This is a genomic window from Stenotrophomonas sp. 28608_Sma (genome assembly GCF_056486185.1).
Genome location: NZ_CM151308.1, coordinates 4,234,272 through 4,252,202, shown reverse-complemented (window position 1 = coordinate 4,252,202; position 17,931 = coordinate 4,234,272). Strand labels below are relative to the sequence as shown.

General features: G+C 66.8%; 16 protein-coding genes. 6 read left to right on the top strand and 10 right to left on the bottom strand.

Features of this window, described 5'->3' with window-relative positions; genetic code table 11:
- Positions 1 to 57: 57 nt before the first annotated feature.
- A complete protein-coding gene (locus tag ACZLHH_RS20075; protein ID WP_180845315.1) occupies positions 58 to 858 on the bottom strand; it encodes a c-type cytochrome in 801 nt (266 codons plus the stop codon).
- 155 nt (positions 859 to 1,013) lie between these two features.
- On the opposite strand from ACZLHH_RS20075, the gene yihA reads away from it, so the two are divergent.
- Positions 1,014 to 1,616: a ribosome biogenesis GTP-binding protein YihA/YsxC gene (yihA, locus tag ACZLHH_RS20070; protein WP_132810782.1), complete on the top strand. Its 603-nt coding sequence runs from the start codon at positions 1,014 to 1,016 to the stop codon at positions 1,614 to 1,616.
- Positions 1,617 to 1,689: 73 nt separating this feature from the next.
- Here the strand turns inward: yihA and ACZLHH_RS20065 are convergent, their stop codons facing one another.
- From ACZLHH_RS20065 to ACZLHH_RS20055, 3 genes are all read right to left on the bottom strand, one after another.
- The gene (locus ACZLHH_RS20065) at positions 1,690 to 2,661 is read right to left on the bottom strand and encodes an MBL fold metallo-hydrolase (RefSeq protein ID WP_180845316.1); all 972 of its coding nucleotides are present in this window, start codon (positions 2,659 to 2,661) and stop codon (positions 1,690 to 1,692) included.
- Positions 2,662 to 3,230: 569 nt separating this feature from the next.
- Positions 3,231 to 4,055 carry a helix-turn-helix transcriptional regulator gene (locus tag ACZLHH_RS20060; protein WP_049400270.1) on the bottom strand — a complete coding sequence of 275 codons (825 nt, stop codon included), beginning with the start codon at positions 4,053 to 4,055 and terminating at the stop codon, positions 3,231 to 3,233.
- A complete protein-coding gene (locus ACZLHH_RS20055) occupies positions 4,052 to 4,756 on the bottom strand; it encodes a VIT1/CCC1 transporter family protein (RefSeq protein WP_049421856.1) in 705 nt (234 codons plus the stop codon). The genes ACZLHH_RS20060 and ACZLHH_RS20055 overlap by 4 nt, the downstream gene beginning before the upstream one ends.
- Positions 4,757 to 4,908: 152 nt before the next feature.
- Here ACZLHH_RS20055 and ACZLHH_RS20050 point away from each other — a divergent pair, with 152 nt between their 5' ends.
- Entirely contained in the window at positions 4,909 to 6,273 is a 1,365-nt protein-coding gene (locus ACZLHH_RS20050) for a glutamate--cysteine ligase (protein WP_180845152.1), read from the top strand.
- Positions 6,274 to 6,312: 39 nt separating this feature from the next.
- On the opposite strand, the gene ACZLHH_RS20045 is transcribed toward ACZLHH_RS20050, so the two are convergent.
- Complete coding sequence (locus tag ACZLHH_RS20045; RefSeq protein ID WP_180845153.1) at positions 6,313 to 7,569, bottom strand: NnrS family protein; 1,257 nt, start codon at positions 7,567 to 7,569, stop codon at positions 6,313 to 6,315.
- A 116-nt stretch (positions 7,570 to 7,685) separates the two neighbouring features.
- Positions 7,686 to 8,744 (bottom strand): NAD(P)-dependent alcohol dehydrogenase, encoded by a 1,059-nt coding sequence (locus ACZLHH_RS20040; RefSeq protein ID WP_032129891.1) that lies wholly within the window; start codon positions 8,742 to 8,744, stop codon positions 7,686 to 7,688.
- Positions 8,745 to 8,851: 107 nt separating this feature from the next.
- Here ACZLHH_RS20040 and ACZLHH_RS20035 point away from each other — a divergent pair, with 107 nt between their 5' ends.
- On the top strand, positions 8,852 to 9,736 hold the full coding sequence (locus tag ACZLHH_RS20035) for a LysR family transcriptional regulator (protein ID WP_180845154.1): 885 nt from the start codon (positions 8,852 to 8,854) through the stop codon (positions 9,734 to 9,736).
- Between the two features lie 129 nt (positions 9,737 to 9,865).
- Complete coding sequence (locus ACZLHH_RS20030) at positions 9,866 to 10,528, top strand: SMI1/KNR4 family protein (protein ID WP_258014135.1); 663 nt, start codon at positions 9,866 to 9,868, stop codon at positions 10,526 to 10,528.
- Positions 10,529 to 10,579: 51 nt separating this feature from the next.
- On the opposite strand, the gene ACZLHH_RS20025 is transcribed toward ACZLHH_RS20030, so the two are convergent.
- Positions 10,580 to 11,242, bottom strand: coding sequence for a TetR/AcrR family transcriptional regulator (locus ACZLHH_RS20025; protein WP_071229532.1), 663 nt, complete (start codon positions 11,240 to 11,242; stop codon positions 10,580 to 10,582).
- Positions 11,243 to 11,317: 75 nt separating this feature from the next.
- On the opposite strand from ACZLHH_RS20025, the gene ACZLHH_RS20020 reads away from it, so the two are divergent.
- Positions 11,318 to 12,013, top strand: a complete 696-nt coding sequence (locus ACZLHH_RS20020; protein WP_107433164.1) for a DAPG hydrolase family protein — start codon at positions 11,318 to 11,320, stop codon at positions 12,011 to 12,013.
- Between the two features lie 12 nt (positions 12,014 to 12,025).
- On the opposite strand, the gene ACZLHH_RS20015 is transcribed toward ACZLHH_RS20020, so the two are convergent.
- On the bottom strand, positions 12,026 to 12,442 hold the full coding sequence (locus tag ACZLHH_RS20015) for a VOC family protein (RefSeq protein WP_071229534.1): 417 nt from the start codon (positions 12,440 to 12,442) through the stop codon (positions 12,026 to 12,028).
- Positions 12,443 to 12,501: 59 nt separating this feature from the next.
- Positions 12,502 to 13,605 carry an alkene reductase gene (locus ACZLHH_RS20010; RefSeq protein WP_071229538.1) on the bottom strand — a complete coding sequence of 368 codons (1,104 nt, stop codon included), beginning with the start codon at positions 13,603 to 13,605 and terminating at the stop codon, positions 12,502 to 12,504.
- A 129-nt stretch (positions 13,606 to 13,734) separates the two neighbouring features.
- Between ACZLHH_RS20010 and ACZLHH_RS20005 the strand changes: the two genes are divergently transcribed.
- Positions 13,735 to 14,640: a LysR family transcriptional regulator gene (locus ACZLHH_RS20005; protein WP_049461842.1), complete on the top strand. Its 906-nt coding sequence runs from the start codon at positions 13,735 to 13,737 to the stop codon at positions 14,638 to 14,640.
- A gap of 47 nt (positions 14,641 to 14,687) precedes the next feature.
- Here the strand turns inward: ACZLHH_RS20005 and ACZLHH_RS20000 are convergent, their stop codons facing one another.
- Positions 14,688 to 17,777, bottom strand: a complete 3,090-nt coding sequence (locus ACZLHH_RS20000) for a TonB-dependent receptor domain-containing protein (protein ID WP_180845156.1) — start codon at positions 17,775 to 17,777, stop codon at positions 14,688 to 14,690.
- Positions 17,778 to 17,931 lie beyond the last annotated feature (154 nt).

Here is a 17,931-nt window from a genome sequence, read left to right as displayed (position 1 = left end):
GAAGGAAACATACCGCAGCCGCGGGCCGGCGTGGCGACCCGGGCCGACCAGTGGTGGTCAGGGGGCGGCAGCCGGTTGTGCCGGCGAGGTGGCAACGGCCACGTCGTCGGCCTTGTTGTGCAGGCCCTGCAGGTAGCTCGACAGCGCCTGCACCTCCTGCTCGCTCAGCTTCTGCGCAACCGCAGCCATGATCTGGAAGTGCGCCTTGTCGGTCTCGTTGGTCTGGCCGGCCTGGTATTCCTGCAGGCGGCGCGCGACATAGCTGGCATGCTGGCCACCGATGTGCGGATAGGCCGGCCCCGGATTACCGGCGCCACTGGGGCCGTGGCAGGCCATGCAGGCCGGCAGGCCACGCTTGGCATCGCCGCCACGGTACAGCTGCTGGCCGATCTCGTAGAACTTCATGCCCTTGTAGGGGCCTTCGGTAACCGCCGTGTCGTCGGCAATGCCGGCGGTGGCCTTCTGCGTGGCGAAGAACGCGCCGATGTCGCGCATGTCCTGCGGGGTGAGGTTCTGCACGAACGGCACCATCGCCACCGCCGCGCCGGAGCTGCGCTGCCCGTTGGCGATCAGGGCCATCTGCTGGGCGACGTAGCGTTCGCTCTGGCCGGCGATGGATGGGTACATCTCCACCGTGGAATTGCCGTCGGCGCCATGGCAGGCCGCGCAGGCCGAGGCCTTGGTCTGGCCGGCCTTGGCATCGCCCCAGTGGGTCTTGCTGAAATCGACCTCCAGCGAGGCGGTGTTGATCGGCCCGTTGTCGGGCAGCGGGGTCAACGTGGTCTGCGCGAACGCAGCAGCGGCAACAACTATGGCAGTGGCAAGGGCGGATACGGCAAGAACGCGAGCGTGGCGCATGCTAAAGCTCCGTATGGACCGGGCCGGGCGGCAGCCACGGCATCGTCCGGATTATCAACGCCGTTTCCGCGCACGGTCAACGCAGCAGTGCAGCATTTTCCCGGCGGAGGGCCCGGGGCCGGGCGCGCGGTGCCGCAACATGCGATCCTATGCACATGTCATTGCTCATCGAACGCGCTCAATACCACCTCTCTGCCCACAACATGGGGCAGCTGCCGCCCGATGAGGGGGCCGAAGTGGCCTTTGCGGGCCGCTCCAACGCCGGCAAGTCCAGTGCCCTCAACGCATTGACCCGGCAGAACAGCCTGGCCCGTGTCTCCAAGACCCCCGGCCGCACCCAGCAGCTGGTGTTCTTCCAGGTGACCCCGGAAGCCCATCTGGTCGATCTGCCCGGTTACGGTTACGCCAAGGTGCCGCTGGACCTGCAGGCGCACTGGCAGGCCTTCATCGACCGCTACTTCCGCACCCGCAATGCGCTGAGGGGCCTGGTGGTGGTGATGGATATCCGCCACCCGCTGAAGGACTACGACCGGCAGATGCTGGCCTATGCCGTGCAGCGTGGCCTGCCGGCGCATGCGTTGCTGACCAAGGCCGACAAGCTGAGCCGCAGCCAGCAGATGCAGACCCTGCAGAAAGTGCGCAAGGAACTGCACTCGGCCTACGGCGACAGCGTCAGCGTGCAGGTGTTCTCCGGCGAAGACCGCACCGGCGTGGACGAAGCCCGCGGCGTGATCGGCGGCTGGCTGGGGTTGGAGTAAGCGCTCCCCCGTCGCCCGGCTGGCAGCCGGGCGCTACCGGATCGGGTGGGTGCCGACCTTGGTCGGCACACCCTCACAACGGCGAATATTCCGCCGGCACCCAGGCATAGGCCTGGCCTTCGCTGCGCACATGGCCCAGACCGGGGAACGGCAGGTGCGCACCGGCCACCCACCAACCATTGGCGGTGGCCTGCTGCAGCAGCCCGCGACGGCTGGCGATGGCCGCTGTGCGGTCCGAATCGGCCTCGAATGCCGCCTCCGGGTGCGCGAACTGCACCGCATGGAAGTGCAGCACATCACCCCATACCAGCAGTGACTGGCCCTGGCTGTCGAACCGGTAAGAGACATGGCCGGGCGTATGGCCATGGGTGTCCATCGCCACCGCGCCACCGGGCAGGGCGTCGCCGGGGCTGAAGGTGCGGAGGTGGCCGCTGGCCTGGTATGGCGCGACCGCATTGCGTGCCAGCGGGAAGGCGAAGCGCACGCCCTTCGGCGCGGTGGCCTCGCTGGCTGGGTTGAGCCAGTAATCGGCATCCGCCTTGGACAGCCACACCGTGGCATTGGGATAGGCCGGCTTGCCCTGCGCGTCGAGTACGCCGCACAGGTGGTCCGGATGAGCGTGGGTCAGCAGCACCTCATCTACCTCGGCCGGGTCCACGCCGGAGGCGCGCAGATTGCCCAGCACCTGGCCCAGGCCGGGGCCGAAGCACTGCGCGGTGCCGGTGTCGACCAGGGTCAGGTGGTTGCCCTGGCGGATCAGGAACGCATTGATCGCGGTCTGCAGGCCCTTCTTGTCTTCGGGCACGTAACGGCCTTCCAGCAGGCGGCTGACCAGCGTCGGCGGCACGCCCACGACTTCCTGCCGGCCCAGCGCGACCACGCCATCGAACAGGGCGGTGACCTGCAGCGCACCGACGCGCTGGTGGTAGACGCCTGGGACCTGCTGGGTGGGGGCAGGCGACGTGGTTTCGGCCAGCGCGGCCAGTGGCAGGGATGACAGGGCCAACAGCAGGGCGCGGTGCAGCGGCAGGGGACGCAGGGTCATGGTGGTTCTCGGTGGACGACGGGCGGTTCCGTTGCCGTATAGCGTGCCGTGGTCGACGTGTGTGCGGCGCTCAAACCACTACGCGGAATGCTCAGGGAGGGGTGTTGTCTGCAGGGCTGCGCCCTGCACCCGCAGAGGCAACGGCAACGGCAACGGCCGAAGCAACAGCAACAGCCGAGGCAACAGCAACAGCGGGCTATCCGTGGGATGGCGGGGTGGGTCCGGTTGCGGGGGCCGCTGCAAGTACGTCCATGTAAGCTCGGTCGCCGCATCCATGCGGCTCACGCCCCCGCAACCGGACCCACCCCGCCTTCGACAGTTTTCCGCGATCTGTTGGAACGACGTATTGCTCTGGTGGGTGTCGACCTTGGTCGACACAGTAGATCCACGCCATGCGTGGATGACTCATTCGATATCTGAGAGAAAAATCGTGTCGACCAAGGTCGACACCTACCAACAGCCGCGCGGAACAAAGCCGCTGTTGCTGTTGCCTCGGCTGTTGCTGTTGCTTCGGCCGTTGCCGTTGCCGTTGCCTCTGCGGGTGCAGGGCGCAGCCCTGCCGAACCCCTTCAAATGTCTGTGGGAGCCAGTCCGTACTGCTCGGCGAAGCGCTTGCTGAAACTCGCCGCAGACCGGTAGCCCGCGCGTGCTGCGACGGTCTTCAATGGCAGGTCCGTGGTGTAGAGCAGCTGCATGCCATGCGCCAGCCGGGCCTCGGTAAGCAGCTGGCGCAGGCTGGTGTCCTCGGCGGCGAGACGACGACGCAGGGTCGCACCGCTCAGCGCGAACTGTTCTTCCACATCACGCGATTGCCAGTCGCGTGCCGGTTCGGCGGCGATGCGGTCGCGGATCTGTTCGCCCAGGCTCGGCGCCTGCGGCAGCAGCAGGTTGCCGTGGCCCTGCCGGCACAGGGTCAGCACCAGCGAGGCCAGCGCCAATCGTGCCTCGCTGTAGCGGCCGTCCTGCAGCGATTGCCGCCACTGGCGCAGCACCGGGCCATGGTCGATCAACGGCAGACGTGCCATCGCCTGGCCCGGCGCGGGAAGGTCCTCGCTCCACAGCGTGCGTGCGGCCGCCAGCACTTCGGCACACAGCGGCACGATGGCACTGAGGTAGCGGCCGGTCCCCGGGTCGGGCGTGTTGACCACATCGATGCGGCAGCGCTGGGTCAGCAGCAGGATGTCGCCGGGGATGAATTCCAGCGACTGGTGCGCGGTGCGCACCTGCTTGCGGCCCTCCAGCAGGATCGCGAACTGCGGTTGCGGAATCTCCACCGAGCTGGCGCCATGCTCGCGACGGGCGGTGATGCAGGCATAGCCTTCGGCGCGCTCACAGCCCGCCAGACTGGCCATCTCGGCCAGCAGTGCGGTGGCCGGGGGCAGCATGGCGGTCATGTTACGTGTGCGCCGAGCAGGCGACCGACGCCGGCGGCCGCGGCCATCGCCAACGCACCCCAGAACATCACCCGGATCGCGCCGCGCACCGGCGGTGCGCCGCCGGCCTGGGCCGCCATCGCGCCGGTCAGGCACAGGCCGAGCAGGGTGCTGGCGGTGGTCATCATCGCGACCTTGTCGACCGGCGCGAGCAGCGCGGTCAGCACCGGCAGTGCCGCACCACAGGTGAAGGCGCCGGCCGAGGCCAGCGCTGCCTGCAGCGGGCGCGCGCGCAGGGTATCGGTGATGCCCAGCTCGTCGCGGGCGTGGGCGCCCAGTGCGTCGTGGGCGGTGAGCTGCTCGGCCACCTGCCGCGCCAGCGCCGGCTCCAGGCCGCGGTGGCGGTAGATCGCGGTCAGCTCTTCCAGCTCGCTGTGCGGATCTTCGTGCAGTTCGCGCTTTTCCATCGCCAGGTCGGCGTCTTCGGTGTCGGCCTGGGTCTGCACGGAGACATACTCTCCAGCAGCCATCGACATCGCGCCGGCCACGGTGCCAGCCACGCCGGTGGCCAGAATGGTCGCTGCGGAGGCGCCGCTGGCGGCCACGCCGACCACCAGGCCGGCCACCGAGACGATGCCATCGTTGGCCCCCAGCACGGCGGCACGCAGCCAGCCGACGCGCTCGGAGCGGTGCAGTTCGGGGTGTCGTGAATGGCGGCTCATGGCCCCGAGTGTACGAGGGTCAAGAGGGCGTCGGTAGGATGCTGAAAACCGTCTCCGTCGCATGACGCAACGGGTCGCCACGCTATAGTGCGCCCTTGCGATGGAAGGCTCCGAGCCCCACATCCCCCGCCACTGTCCAGCGAGCCTTCCCCTTGTCGAGCCCCAGCCACGTCGCCGATACACCCATTACCGACCGCTCGCAGCTGGTGGAGGTGATCGCCTCCGGCGAGAAACCCCGCGCGCAGTGGCGCATCGGCACCGAGCACGAGAAGTTCGGGTTCCGCCTGGATGACCTGCGCCCGCCGACCTTCGAGGGCGAGCGCGGCATTGAGGCACTGCTCAACGGCCTGGTCCGCTTCGGCTGGGAGCCGGTGCAGGAGAACGGCAACACGATCGCCCTGCTGCGCGATGGCGCCTCGGTGACGCTGGAACCTGCCGGTCAGTTGGAACTGTCCGGCGCGGCGCTGGAGACCATCCACCAGACCTGCGTGGAGACCGGCACCCATCTCAACGAAGTGGCACAGGTGGCCGGTGAGCTGCAGCTCGGCTTCCTCGGCATGGGCTTCCAGCCGAAATGGAAGCGCGATGAAATGCCGTGGATGCCGAAGGGCCGCTACAAGATCATGCGCGCCTACATGCCCAAGGTCGGCTCGCTGGGCCTGGACATGATGACCCGCACCTGCACGGTGCAGGTGAACCTGGACTACGCCACCGAAGCGGACATGGTGAAGAAGTTCCGCGTGTCGCTGGCGCTGCAGCCGATCGCCACCGCGCTGTTCGCCGATTCGCCGTTCACCGAAGGCAAGCCCAACGGCTACCTGAGCTACCGCTCGCACATCTGGACCGACACCGACGCCGACCGCACCGGCATGCTCGACTTCGTGTTCGAGGATGGCTTCGGTTACGAGCGCTATGTCGATTACCTGCTCGACGTGCCGATGTATTTCTCCTACCGCGATGGCATCTACCACGACGCCAGCGGGCAGAGCTTCCGCGATTTCATGCAGGCCAAGCTGCCGGTGCTGCCGGGCGCGCTGCCGACGCTGCGCGACTGGTCGGACCACATGACCACCGCGTTCCCGGAAGTGCGCCTGAAGAAGTATCTGGAGATGCGCGGTGCCGACGGTGGCCCGTGGAGCCGCCTGTGTGCGCTGCCGGCATTCTGGGTGGGCCTGTTGTACGACGACACCGCACTGGATGCGGCCTGGGACCTGGTGCGTGACTTTACCCTGGCCGAGCGCCATGCACTGCGCGACGGCGTGCCGAAGCATGCGATGAACCTGCCGTTCCGCACTGGCAGCGTGCGCGACCTGGCCCGTGAAGCGTTGAAGATTTCCGTCGAAGGCCTCAAGCGCCGCGCGGCGCGCAATGCCGACGGCCAGGACGAGAGCAAGTTCCTGGACGTGCTGCAGGAGATCGTCGAGTCCGGCCTGACCCCGGCCGAACGCAAGCTGGCGCTGTTCCATGGCCGCTGGCACGGCGACGTCGATCCGGTGTTCCGCGAGTTCGCGTATTGATTCGATTGCGGTAGCGCCGGGCCATGCCCAGCGGTGATGTCAGCCCGGCTTGCCGTCGCGCCGTGGGCACAGGTAGATCCAGCCCAGCCGCGCCACCCACGGTGCCAAGGCCAGCAACCAGCCGATGGCTCCGGCGAAATGCCACGCATAGGCGTCGGGCATCAGTTCGGCAGCGATGCGCATGATCGCCACCGCCTGCAGCGCGACGAACGCAAACCAGGCCACTGCCGGCATCACCAGCGGTCGGCCGGAATGGCCCTGGGTGACCCGGGTCACCATCGCCACCAGCAGGCTGCCGAACAGGCCCACGGCGAGGGCATGCAGCGGCGCGCGGCCGAGCAGTTGCGGATGGCCCAGCATCTGGCCGATGTCCTGCAGCAGATACAACGCGAAGCTGATCGGCAGCCACGCCAGTGCCAGGAACAGGGCGGCAAGCAGGCCCGGCATCGGCCCGCGTGGCCACCAGTGCCATAGCGCCTGCAGCGACAACATCAGCAGCGGCCCATCGGCCAGCCACAGCAGGTGGTCGACCTGCAACGCGCTCAACAGCAGGCGCAGCATCAGCAGCGCCCACATCGCAGCCAACCAGCGCAGCGGGCGCCACGCCACATAGCCATCGACCACGTTGTTGGCGAAGAACGGGATCATCCGGTGCGCGACGGTGAGGTAGACCGGCAGCAGCAGGCCGAAGGTGCCGAGTGCCACCGTGACCGGCATCAGCGTGGCGTGGCCGCGCCCCACCGCCATGAACAGCAGCAGCCCCAGCCAGCCCAGCAGCAGTGCGGCATAGCAGGCGCGCGCATGCCAGTTGCGGTTGGGACCGGCGGCCTTGAGCACGCGTCCCAGCACGATCAGTCCGGCGCTCCAGCCGGCCAGTGCCAGCAGCAGGCCGGGCCACAGCCCGGGTGTCCACCCGCAGGCGGCGGCAATCAGCAACGCCTGCCCACCAAACAGGCCGATGCCGACCGGCGCATAACGGCTGCGTGGCAGCTCCGGCTGTGCCATCCAGCGCGGGAACACGGTGAGCAGGAAGCCGAAGATGAAACTGGGCAGTACCAGGTACTGCATCAGCAGCGCGTGCAGCCAGGCCGGAGGCAGCGGCGATGGCTGCGGCGTCCACAACCCGCGCAATGCGCCCAGCCACAACGCCCACCACAGCATTGCCAGCAGCAGGTTGCTGGCGCCGATGAAGAACAGCAGCCGGTGCGGCGCGCGCATCAGCATCGCAGGGGAGGGCAGGCGGGCCATGCAGCGAGTCTGCGCCCGGCTGGTGGCCGGGTCCTTGATCTTCGTCATGCCCAAGGAGGGAGGCAACCGCTTCGCTCGCCGGGCCATGCCCGGCGGACGGGCCGTGCAACGCAAACAAGAAACCCCGGCAGTGCCGGGGTTCTTCGTTCACAGTCGCCGATCGATCAGGCGGCGTTCTTCATCGTCGCCATGTCGATCACGAAGCGGTAGCGCACATCGTTCTTCGCCATGCGCTCCCAGGCTTCGTTGACGTTCTTGATGTCGATCATCTCGACATCGCTGACGATGCCGTGCTCGGCGCAGAAATCCATCATTTCCTGGGTTTCGGCCATGCCGCCGATCGCCGAGCCGGTCAGGTGCTTGCGGCCGAAGATCACGCTGCCGCCGGTCAGCGGCGGATCCAGTTCGGTCAGCACGCCGACCAGGCACATGGTGGCCTCGCGCTTGAGCAGGCCCATGTACGGGTTGGTGTCATGGCCAACCGGAATGGTGTTGAGCAGGAAGTCGAAGCTGCCGGCGTGCGCCTTCATCTGCGCGGCATCGCGCGAGACCAGCACTTCATCGGCGCCCAGGCGCTTGGCATCGGCACCCTTTTCCGGCGTGGTGGTGATCATCACCACGTGCGCGCCGAGGGCCTTGGCGAACTTCACGCCCATGTGGCCGAGGCCACCGAGGCCGATCACGCCGACCTTCTGGCCCGGGCCGACCTTCCAGTGGCGCAGCGGCGACCAGGTGGTGATGCCGGCGCACAGCAGCGGGGCGGCGGCCTTCAGGTCCAGCGTTTCGGACACCTTCACCACGAAGCGCTGTTCGACCACCACGTGGTCGGAATAGCCGCCATACGTCGGCGCGCCGCTTTCGCGCTCACGGCCGTTGTAGGTCCAGGTCGCGCCTTCGGCGCAGTACTGCTCCAGGTCGTGCTCGCAGGCGTCGCAGTGGCGGCACGAGTCGACCATGCAGCCCACGCCGGCGTGGTCGCCCACCTTGAAGCGGGTGACGTTGCTGCCGACCTCGGTGACGCGGCCAATGATCTCGTGGCCCGGCACCATCGGGTAGATCGAGCCACCCCAGTCGTCGCGGGCCTGGTGCAGGTCGGAGTGGCAGATGCCGCTGTAGAGGATCTCGATACGTACATCGTCCGGGCCGACCGCGCGGCGTTCGAACTCGTAGGGGATCAGCGGGTCGGTATGTGAATGGGCGGCGTAACCACGGGCGAGGGACATGGGGAATCCTTGGCAGGGTTTGTCGAAAGGCGCTTTACAATACGCCCCGTACCCAGTGGCAAAAAGCCCGGATATCGGCATGATTCATCAAGTGAAACTGCACAATCATGGCCACTGACAATCTCTCCCACCTGGCTGCGTTCGCCGCAGTCGCCCGCCACCGCAGCTTCCGCCGTGCCGGCGCCGAGCTGGCGCTGTCGACCTCGGCGGTGAGCTATGCGATCCGCGCGCTTGAAGAACGGTTGGGGGTGGGCCTGTTTCATCGCACCACCCGCAGCGTGGCCCTGACCGAGGCCGGGCAGCGCCTGCTGGAGCGCCTGCAGCCGGCCTTGGGGCAGGTGCACGATGCGTTGGAGGAGATGAACCAGTTCCGTGCTGTCCCGGCTGGCCTGCTGCGCATCAACGCCACCCGTGCTGCGGTGGCGACACAGCTGGGACCACGGCTGGCGCGCTTCCTGCACGCCCATCCTGACGTGCGGGTGGAGCTGACCGAGAACGACGGCCTGGTCGACATCGTCGCCGAGGGCTATGACGCCGGCGTGCGCCTGCACGAGTTCGTGCCCGAGGACATGGTGGCAGTGCCGATGGGGCCACCACTGCGCGGGCTGATTGTCGGCTCGCCGGAGTATCTGCGGCGGCATCCCGCGCCACAGCATCCGCGCGATCTCGCTGCACACGAATGCATCCGCTTCCGCTTCGCCAGCGGGCATCTGTACAAGTGGCAGTTCGAGCGCGGTGGGCAGGCGCTGGAGATCGACGTGCCCGGACGGCTGACGCTGGGCGAGCAGGGCACCGTGGTCGGCGCGGTACTCGATGGCATCGGCCTGGCCTACGTGCTGGAAGACACCGCGCGGCCCTACATCGAATCGGGGCAGATGGTGGCGGTGCTGGAAGACTGGAGCGAACCGTTCGCCGGCTTCGCGCTGTACTACCCGAAGCAGCGGCAGATGCCCGGTGCGCTGCGTGCGTTCGTGGATATGCTGCGCGAGTGAGGTGCGGTGGATGGCGCAGTGCCGTCCAATGACCGGCTCCAACGAGAGCTTTCCGGGGAGATCCACGCCATGCGTGGATGGCGTTCACCCGCTAGAGTGAGTCTTCTCAACAAAAGGACGTCATTGAGCATGCTCGCCGATCTCGAACAGGCTTCCGGCCAGACCTTCCCGCCGTTGTTCCGCCAGCTGGTGGAAGGCAACCGTTTCAGCTGGGGCGAGCAGGGCCCGAACTGGTACCGCACGGTGTTCCCGCAGGTGCAGCCGCAGCCGCCGGTACTGCTGTATGCCAACGACTATGAACCGATCGAGCCGAGCGAACTGCGCGCAGCGTGGGAAGATCTGACTGCCGAAGATCATTACAACCCGCTGCGCGATGACCTGAAACTGCTGCCGTTCGCGCGCACCGGCGCGGGTGATCATTACTGTTTCTGGACCAATGCACCGGGTTCCAGCGAGTCGCCGGTGCTGCTGGTCTGGCATGACGATGATCGCGCCGATCTGCTGGCCGCGAACTTCCAGGACTTCCTGTTCCGCAAGATGGCCGAAGCGGTGGTGGAGCTGGAGGAAGAGGATTCGCTGCTTTCGGAGGGCGATATCGGAACCAATCTGCAGGCTTGGCTCGGTACCCATCGTGGCTGGCTGCGAGGGGACCAGGTAGCGGCGCTGCAGGCGTTGTATGCACGCGTGGAGGACATCACTGCGGGTGAGATCAGTGACGAGGACGTGCAGCCGCTGCTGCAGCTGATCACGTTCGACGGTATCGACAGCGAAATGCCCTACGTGCAGGCGTGACCTGATCCGAAGCGCTGCCGGTAGAACCTCGCCATGCGTGGATGCGGTCTGCTACGGCACCTGCAGTACGGGTGCCAACAATTCCAGGCAATCACGCAGATGCACCTCTACCGGCGCATCCTCGGCCACCACACCGATCACGCGTTCGCGCAGCGGCTCGGCCACGGCCATCGCCAGGATCAGCCGCGCCATGCACGCGGCATCTCCCTCGCGCAGCAGCCCGCGCTGCTGCTGACGCGCCAGCCAGTCGGCCAGCAGCGCACGGCCGCGTTCGATGCCATTGTCCAGATAGGCCTGCAGCAGCGCGTCCTTGCCAGGAAAGTCGGTGGCCAGCAGGCGGAATACCTGCACTGCCTGCGCCGACAGTGCCTGCGCGCACACCGCTTGCAGGATGGCCCGCAGCAACGGCATCACCTCGTCGGCGTCGTGCGCATCGCGCTGCAACTGCGGCGCGAAGCCGTCGGTCCACTCGCGCACGGCCAACCCGACCAGTTCTTCGCGGTTGCTGGCGTGGCGGTACACGGTCTTCTTCGCTACCCCGGCGTGCGCCGCCACCGCTTCGATGGTAGTGGCCTCGTAACCCTGTGCCAGCAGCAGCTCCAGCGTGGCCTGCAGCACGGCGTGGCGGACTTCGGCTTCCGGCCGCGCAGGGCGGCCGCGGCGGCGGATTGGTGAGGGTGGCTCGGGCAGGGTGGTGCTGTTCATTGCGCCCATCTTACCGCATTCGGATAATTGCGAAACGAATAACGTTTCCGTATTGTCAGATCTCCCGACATGCAGGAGACCCCGATGGATACCGCTGTGAACGCCCGCGCCTGGCTGGACCACCACGATCTGCTCGACCCCGCACCGATGCGCTTGGAAACCGGCATCCAGCGCCGCGAAGATGGCACCCTGCTGGTGGCGGTGCGTACCGATCTGCACGGTTGCAAGGGCCGCATGCTGGACTGGTGGTTCACCTTCTTCGAGACCACCCAGCACATCCGCTGGTGGCATCCGGTCGATCATGTCGAGCATCGCGGCTGGGACGCGGCCTGGCAGCGCGGACGCAGCTACCACGGTGCCAGCATCCACGCGGTGGAATCGCTGGCCGACATCCCGCCGGTGGCGGCACGCCTGAAGTTCCATGACCCGCGCACGTTGCTGGTGCCCGAGCGCCTGCAGGTGGCACAGGATGCAGGCGATGTGTCGGCGGTGATCGCAGCGCGCATCGGCTTCGGGGATCACGTACGCCTGGATGCAAACGGTGATCCCTGCGACGGGCAGATGCTGCACGTGGCGCGCGATACGCCGTTTGGCTGTGTGCTGCGCAGCCGCTTCGTGCTCGGCCTGGACAGCACCGATCCGCACTGCGATGCCGGCGATGCGGTCGGCCTGGGCCTGCTCAAGCACTGCTACACGGAGTTCAGTTTCCTCTCGCGCCTGCTGCCGTCGCTGTACTACGGTGAGCGCGCCAACGGTGAAGCAGTGCCGTTGCCGTGGTGAACGGCGCACCGGTCATTCGACCAGCGCGTTGTAGCCTTCGCCGCTGAACTGGATCAGGCAGAAGCCATGCCCGAACGGATCGGCCAGCACGGCGATGCGGCCCCAGCGGCGCTCGCGCACAGGCTGTTCGAGCGTCGCCCCGGCCGCAACCGCACGTGCCAGTGCCGCCTCGATGTCATCCACCACCCAGTCCAGGTGCAGCGGCGTCCAATGGCGCTCGTAGTCGCGCACGTCGCCGTCTTCGGTGGCGGCGCTGCCGGCCTCGTTCTGCAGCAGGTACAGCGGCGTTGGCCCACCGAGCAGCTCCACGGCGCCCGGGCCTAGACGGCGCCCGATGCTCAGGCCGAAGGCTCGGATGTAGAAGTCCTCGGCAGCGGCAAGATCGGGGACATCGAGGTTGACGATGAACGATGCGGTGGGCGTATCCATGGGCAGATCCAGTGGATGCGGGTGAGCAGTGTACGCCCGCATCCACGCATCGCGTGGCTCTACTGCGCGCGCGGGTAGTCGAGGTAGCCTGCCTCGCCGCCACCGTAATAGGTATTGCGGTCGGGCGTGGCCAGCGCGACGTTGTGCTGCAGGCGTTCGACCAGATCCGGGTTGGCGATGAACGGCTGGCCGAATGCGGCCAGGTCGATGGTGCCGGCCTCGACCAGCTGCAGGGCGCGTTCGCGGGTCATGCCACCGGCCAGGATCAACGTGCCACCGTAGACCTGCTTGAACTGCTGCAGGAACGCCTCGCCCAGCACCGACTGGCCCGCCTGCAGGTTGTCGTTGAGATGCACATAGGCCAGCCCGCGCTTGCCCAGTTCCTCGGCCAGGTACAGATAGGTGGCTTCGTTGTCGGGGTAGAACGGCATGTCGAAGGTGAGGTTGTTCGGTGCCAGGCGTACGCCGATGCGGTGCGCACCGATGCGCTGGGCCATCGCATCCACCGTCTCCAGGATCAATCGCGCGCGGTTCGGCAGCGAGCCGCCGTAGCGGTCGTCGCGCTCGTTGATGAGCGGGTTGAGGAACTGCTCGAACAGGTAGCCGTTGGCGGCATGCAACTCGATGCCATCGAAGCCGGCAGCGATGGCGTTGTCGGCGCCGCGTGCGAAGTCGTCGATGATACCGGGGATCTCCGCAGTCTCCAGTGCACGTGCCGGGGTGGGATCGGCATGGCCGCGGCTGCCGTCGTCCAGATAGACGAACGAGGTGTTCTTCGGTGCGCTGGCCACCGGGCGGGTACCGGCGCTGACCGGTTGTCCGCCCTCAGGCTGCAGCGAGGAATGCGACATGCGGCCGACGTGCCAGAGCTGGGCGAAGATCGTGCCCTGCGCGGCATGCACCGCCTCGGTGACGAGCTTCCACCCGGCCACCTGCTCGGCCGACCAGATACCCGGCACGTCGATGTAGCCCTGGCCCTGCGGCGAGACCGGCGTGCCTTCGCTGATGATCAGGCCGGCGCTGGCACGCTGCCGGTAGTACTGCGCGGTGAGCTCATTGGCGACCGAGCCGGGGTTGCGGGCACGGGTCATCGGGGCCATCGCGATGCGGTTGCGCAGGGCGATGCCTGTCAGGTCGAACGGGCGAAAGAGGGCGGTGGTCATGTTGGTCATCTCGGTGCGGGGAAGAGCGCCAGCGGCGCGATGCACACAGGATGGAGTTGACATGCGGGCGCATAAAGCGCTTCGATCTCCCTTGGTGGGGGACTATTTGTCCCCAATGGGGTGCGAACGATGCTGCCGCTGGAATCCTTGAATGGCCTGGTCACGTTCGTCACGACCGCACGCTCGGGCAGCTTCACCGAGGCGGCAGACGCGCTGGGCATCTCGCGCTCGGCGGTGGGCAAGGCCATCGCCCGTCTGGAAGCGCGGCTGGGGGTGCGCCTGTTCCATCGCACTACGCGGCGCATCGCACTGACCACTGATGGCGAGGCGTACTACGCCTCCTGTGCGGCGGCGCTGGAAGAAATCTCCGCGGCCGAGGCCTGTCTGGGTTCGGCGGGCCTGCCCAGCGGGCGGCTGCGCATCGACATGCCGTCCTCGTTCGGGCGGCTGGTGGTGCTGCCGGTGCTGCTGCGGTTGTGCCGGCAGTATCCGGACCTGCAGTTGACGATGACCTTCACCGATCACTTCGTCGATCCGGTCGAAGAGGGCATCGATCTGCTGATCCGTTTCGGTGGGCTGCACCAGGCCGAGCACCTGGTCGCGCGCCGGCTGGGGCGCCAGCGCCTGGTCACCTGCGCATCGCCGGCGTACCTGCAGGCGCATGGCGTGCCGCGCACGGTGCAGGAACTGGCGCAGCACCGCAGCATCGTCGGCTTCCGCCACGGGCAACCGATCTGGTGGCGGATCGGCAGCGAGGAGGACGAGGGAACGTTCATTCCCAGTGCGCCCTATCAACTCAATGATGGCGACGCGGTGATCGAAGCGGCCATCGCCGGCCTGGGCATCTGCCAGATGCCCATTTCACTGGTGCGCCGCCATCTGGATTCCGGCGTGCTGCAATCGGTGCTGGACGAACACATGCAGCGGCACATCGACATCCATGCGCTGTGGCCACCGACGCGCCACCTGCGGCCGAAGGTGCGCTACGTGGTGGATGAGCTGACCCGGTTGGCGGAACAAGGTCTGTTTGATTGAGCGGGGCCCGTACACCGGGCCCCGCCTGTGGAAACGCTGCGCCAGGCCTACTTGAAGTTGTAGCGCAGGCTGGCCATGTAGCGACGGCCCAGTGCATCCAGTACATACGGGAACGGCCCGATGTCATCGCCCACGTTGATCACCGACAACGTCACGCGCGCGGCGTCGGTGATGCGGTAGGTGACGTTGGCGTCCCAGGTGGTCCAGCTGTCGCGGTAGAAGTACTGACGGCTTTCCGGGGTATCGGTCATCGTGTACTGGGCGCGGCTGGTGTAGTTGGAGGCCACGCCGTAGTTCCAGTTGCCGATGCGATGCTGGGCCGTCCAACGGAACTGGCGCTTGGGCTCGTTGAAGCTGCCCGCCTGTTCGACGAACGGCACGTCCCGGTTCGCGGCCTGGCCACGGTTCTTCGGCATGTAGCCGTAGAAGTCCAGGTCCAGTACGCCGAAGCGCGACAGGTCCCAACGGTAGCCGACTTCGGCGGTCCAGCCACGGAACATCAGCACCGGGCCGTTGCCATACTCGGTCTTGATGCTGGTAGCCACGCCGGTGTTCGGATCACGCGTCACCAGGCTGCAGAAGCGGTTGGCGTTGGGGACGTTGGCGGCGTTGAAGTCGGCAGTGTCGAAGCAACCGGTGATGATGTCGTTGGCGCTCAGCGACGTGATCACGTTGTTGATCTTGATGTCATACCAGTCGGCGGCGACGCGCAGGCCCGGGATCCATTCCGGCGCGAACACGATGCCGGCCGTCCACGACTTCGCCGTTTCGTTCTGCAGGCGGGTGCTGCCGTTGGTCGAACCCAGCGTATTGGTCGGCTGCTGGCGGAAGGTGTTCGGATCGGCACCCGGGTAGGCGGCGAAGAACGCCTCGCAGTTGCGGCGACGCACCGCCGGATTTGAGCCGCCGCTGATGTTGTCCAGCGAGCACACTTCCGGGATGTTGTAGTAGGCCGGCTGCTGGGTGGTGTAGAGCTCGGCGATGGAGGGCGCGCGTAGTGACTGGGTCTTGTTGCCGCGCAGCTGCAGGCCGGCGATCGGTTCGTACTGGATGCCGTAGGTGAACGCATTGAACGCGCCGGCGACGGAGTTGTCGACGCGGCGGAACTTGGCGGTCAGATCCAGGCGATGCAGGCCCGGGATATCCCAGTCGGGATTGAACAGCGGTGCCAGCACTTCGGCGAACACTTCGTTGGTGTGGTACTTGCCCTCGGCCGCCTGGGTCGGCACCGAACGGCCCTGGCCCAGGCGCTGGTACTCGCTGGGGGTGAAGGAGCCTTCTTCGCGGCGGTGTTCGAAGCCGGCCGCTGTGGACAGCTCGCCGCCGGGAAGATCGAACAGGCCGCCGGATACCGACGCATTGATGACGGTCTGGCGGGTCTGCGCCTTGGCCACGGTCCGGGTGGAGACATAGTCCAGGGCTTCGCGCGACGCCTGGTTCTCGCCGAACAGATTCAGCGGGCGGCAGTTCGCATCGGCCGTGGTGCCCGGGCGGGTGGCATCACAGATGATGCGCCCGCTGGCGTCGGTGGTGACGTTGATCGCATTGATGAAGTTCTGCTGGATCAGGCCAGTGCCGAGGTAGTCGAAGTCACCGCGGCCGTGGGTGACGCTGGCTTCCCAGTTGAAGCTGCGCTTTCCGACCTCGAAGAAGCCGTTCAGGCCGAGCACCGCACGGGTCAGGCGGGTTTCGGTGCTGGCGTTGTTCATCGACAGGTCGCGCGAAGATCGCGACAGGCGGAACGAGGTGATGCCGTTGTCGGCGAGGATCTTGCGGGTTTCCGCACTGAGGAACGGATTGCTGGCGCTGAAGGTCAGTGCACCGCTGGCGGTACCGCCGCCGTCCAGGCGCGCATTGCCGAAGGACACCGCGTTGTAGACGTTCTGGTCGAGGGTTTCGCGGGCGGTCGCTTCGTATCGCGAAAGTTCGAAGAAGCCGCGCACGTTGTCGGTGAAGTCGAAGCTGCCGGTGGAGAATACCGAGCGTCGTTCGAGGTCGGCGATCAGCGGCACCGTCTCGAACAGGTTCAGGCCGTCACCGCCGGAGGCGTTGCCGCCCGCGTAGCTGGTGCCGGGATTGAACTCGACCAGCTTGCCCTCGTTGTTGAACTGCCACAGTCTGTCTTTGTTCGGGCCGAAGCCAAGGATGTCGCCCAGGCCGTTGCGCGTGTAGCTGCCGGTGGCCGGCATCACCAGGCCACCGAAGGTCATGCTGGCAATGCGCCGGTTGCGGATCCAGACCTGGTCGGGGATACCATCGCGGGGCCCGGTGTTGAACGGAATGCTGCCGTCGATGCGGCCATCATTGGTCGGCCGGCGCAGGGGCTGGGCAGTGGCATTGGCCGCCGTGGGATTGGCCTGCAGGCTGTAGCCCTGGCGGTAGAAATCGCGTTGCAGCGCGTTCACCCCATCGGCATTGTCCAGTTCCGCCGCCACCACGATGTGGCCACGGCCATCAGCGAAGTCGGTACCGAAGATGGCCGACCAGGAGTAGCGCTCGTTGTCGTTCTTGCTGGTCCTGCCGTAGCCCAGTTCGACTTCGGCACCCTCGAACCGGTCGCGCAGGATGATGTTGTTGACGCCGGAGATCGCATCCGAGCCATAGGTGGGGGCACCGCCAACGCTCAGGCTTTCAATGCGTTGCACCATGACGCTGGGAATGGCGTTCATGTCGACCTGGATGCCCGAGCCGCCGCCGGCTCCGAAGATGGTGGGCGGCGTAGAGGTGACGAAGCGGCGTCCATTGACCAGGGTCAGCAGGCGATTGCTGCCCAGCCCGAACTTGCTGGCGAAGTTGACGCCTGCACCGAAGCCGGCCTGGTCGCCGCGCGAACTGACGCCGGCACTGACCCCGGGAATCCGGGTCAGGGCATCGATGAGGTTGGTGTCGCCATAGTTCTCGATCGATTCACGGCTGACCACCGCGGCGGGCTCGAGCGTGTCGAAACCGGCGCGGTAGATGCGCGAGCCGGTGACGGTCATCCGGTCCAGCTGCACGGGGGTCTTGCTGCTGGCGGGCTCGGCCTTCTGTTCCTGCGTGGCGGCCTGCTGCGCCATAGCCGGTGCGGCGGCCACCAGCACCAATGCCGAACCCAGCGCGACAGACAAGCGACTGCGGGCGAACAACGGTCGGTACATGATTTCTCCCTGGTCACGCCAATGTGACTCAGGGGTAAACGCAGGGGCGAATGCGACACCCTACGTCATGAAAAAGTAACAAATGAATCTATTTATTGTTCATTCATATTCTGGGCTGGTCTGTCCCTGGGGCATGCCTCGGCAGCACCAGATG

Coding starts and splice junctions, on each gene's coding strand:
- ACZLHH_RS20075 (WP_180845315.1), bottom strand. CDS start 858: ATGCGCCACGCTCGCGTTCTTGCCGTATCCGCCCTTGCCACTGCCATA.
- yihA (WP_132810782.1), top strand. CDS start 1,014: ATGTCATTGCTCATCGAACGCGCTCAATACCACCTCTCTGCCCACAAC.
- ACZLHH_RS20065 (WP_180845316.1), bottom strand. CDS start 2,661: ATGACCCTGCGTCCCCTGCCGCTGCACCGCGCCCTGCTGTTGGCCCTG.
- ACZLHH_RS20060 (WP_049400270.1), bottom strand. CDS start 4,055: ATGACCGCCATGCTGCCCCCGGCCACCGCACTGCTGGCCGAGATGGCC.
- ACZLHH_RS20055 (WP_049421856.1), bottom strand. CDS start 4,756: ATGAGCCGCCATTCACGACACCCCGAACTGCACCGCTCCGAGCGCGTC.
- ACZLHH_RS20045 (WP_180845153.1), bottom strand. CDS start 7,569: ATGACGAAGATCAAGGACCCGGCCACCAGCCGGGCGCAGACTCGCTGC.
- ACZLHH_RS20040 (WP_032129891.1), bottom strand. CDS start 8,744: ATGTCCCTCGCCCGTGGTTACGCCGCCCATTCACATACCGACCCGCTG.
- ACZLHH_RS20035 (WP_180845154.1), top strand. CDS start 8,852: ATGGCCACTGACAATCTCTCCCACCTGGCTGCGTTCGCCGCAGTCGCC.
- ACZLHH_RS20030 (WP_258014135.1), top strand. CDS start 9,866: ATGCTCGCCGATCTCGAACAGGCTTCCGGCCAGACCTTCCCGCCGTTG.
- ACZLHH_RS20025 (WP_071229532.1), bottom strand. CDS start 11,242: ATGGGCGCAATGAACAGCACCACCCTGCCCGAGCCACCCTCACCAATC.
- ACZLHH_RS20020 (WP_107433164.1), top strand. CDS start 11,318: ATGGATACCGCTGTGAACGCCCGCGCCTGGCTGGACCACCACGATCTG.
- ACZLHH_RS20015 (WP_071229534.1), bottom strand. CDS start 12,442: ATGGATACGCCCACCGCATCGTTCATCGTCAACCTCGATGTCCCCGAT.
- ACZLHH_RS20010 (WP_071229538.1), bottom strand. CDS start 13,605: ATGACCACCGCCCTCTTTCGCCCGTTCGACCTGACAGGCATCGCCCTG.
- ACZLHH_RS20005 (WP_049461842.1), top strand. CDS start 13,735: ATGCTGCCGCTGGAATCCTTGAATGGCCTGGTCACGTTCGTCACGACC.
- ACZLHH_RS20000 (WP_180845156.1), bottom strand. CDS start 17,777: ATGTACCGACCGTTGTTCGCCCGCAGTCGCTTGTCTGTCGCGCTGGGT.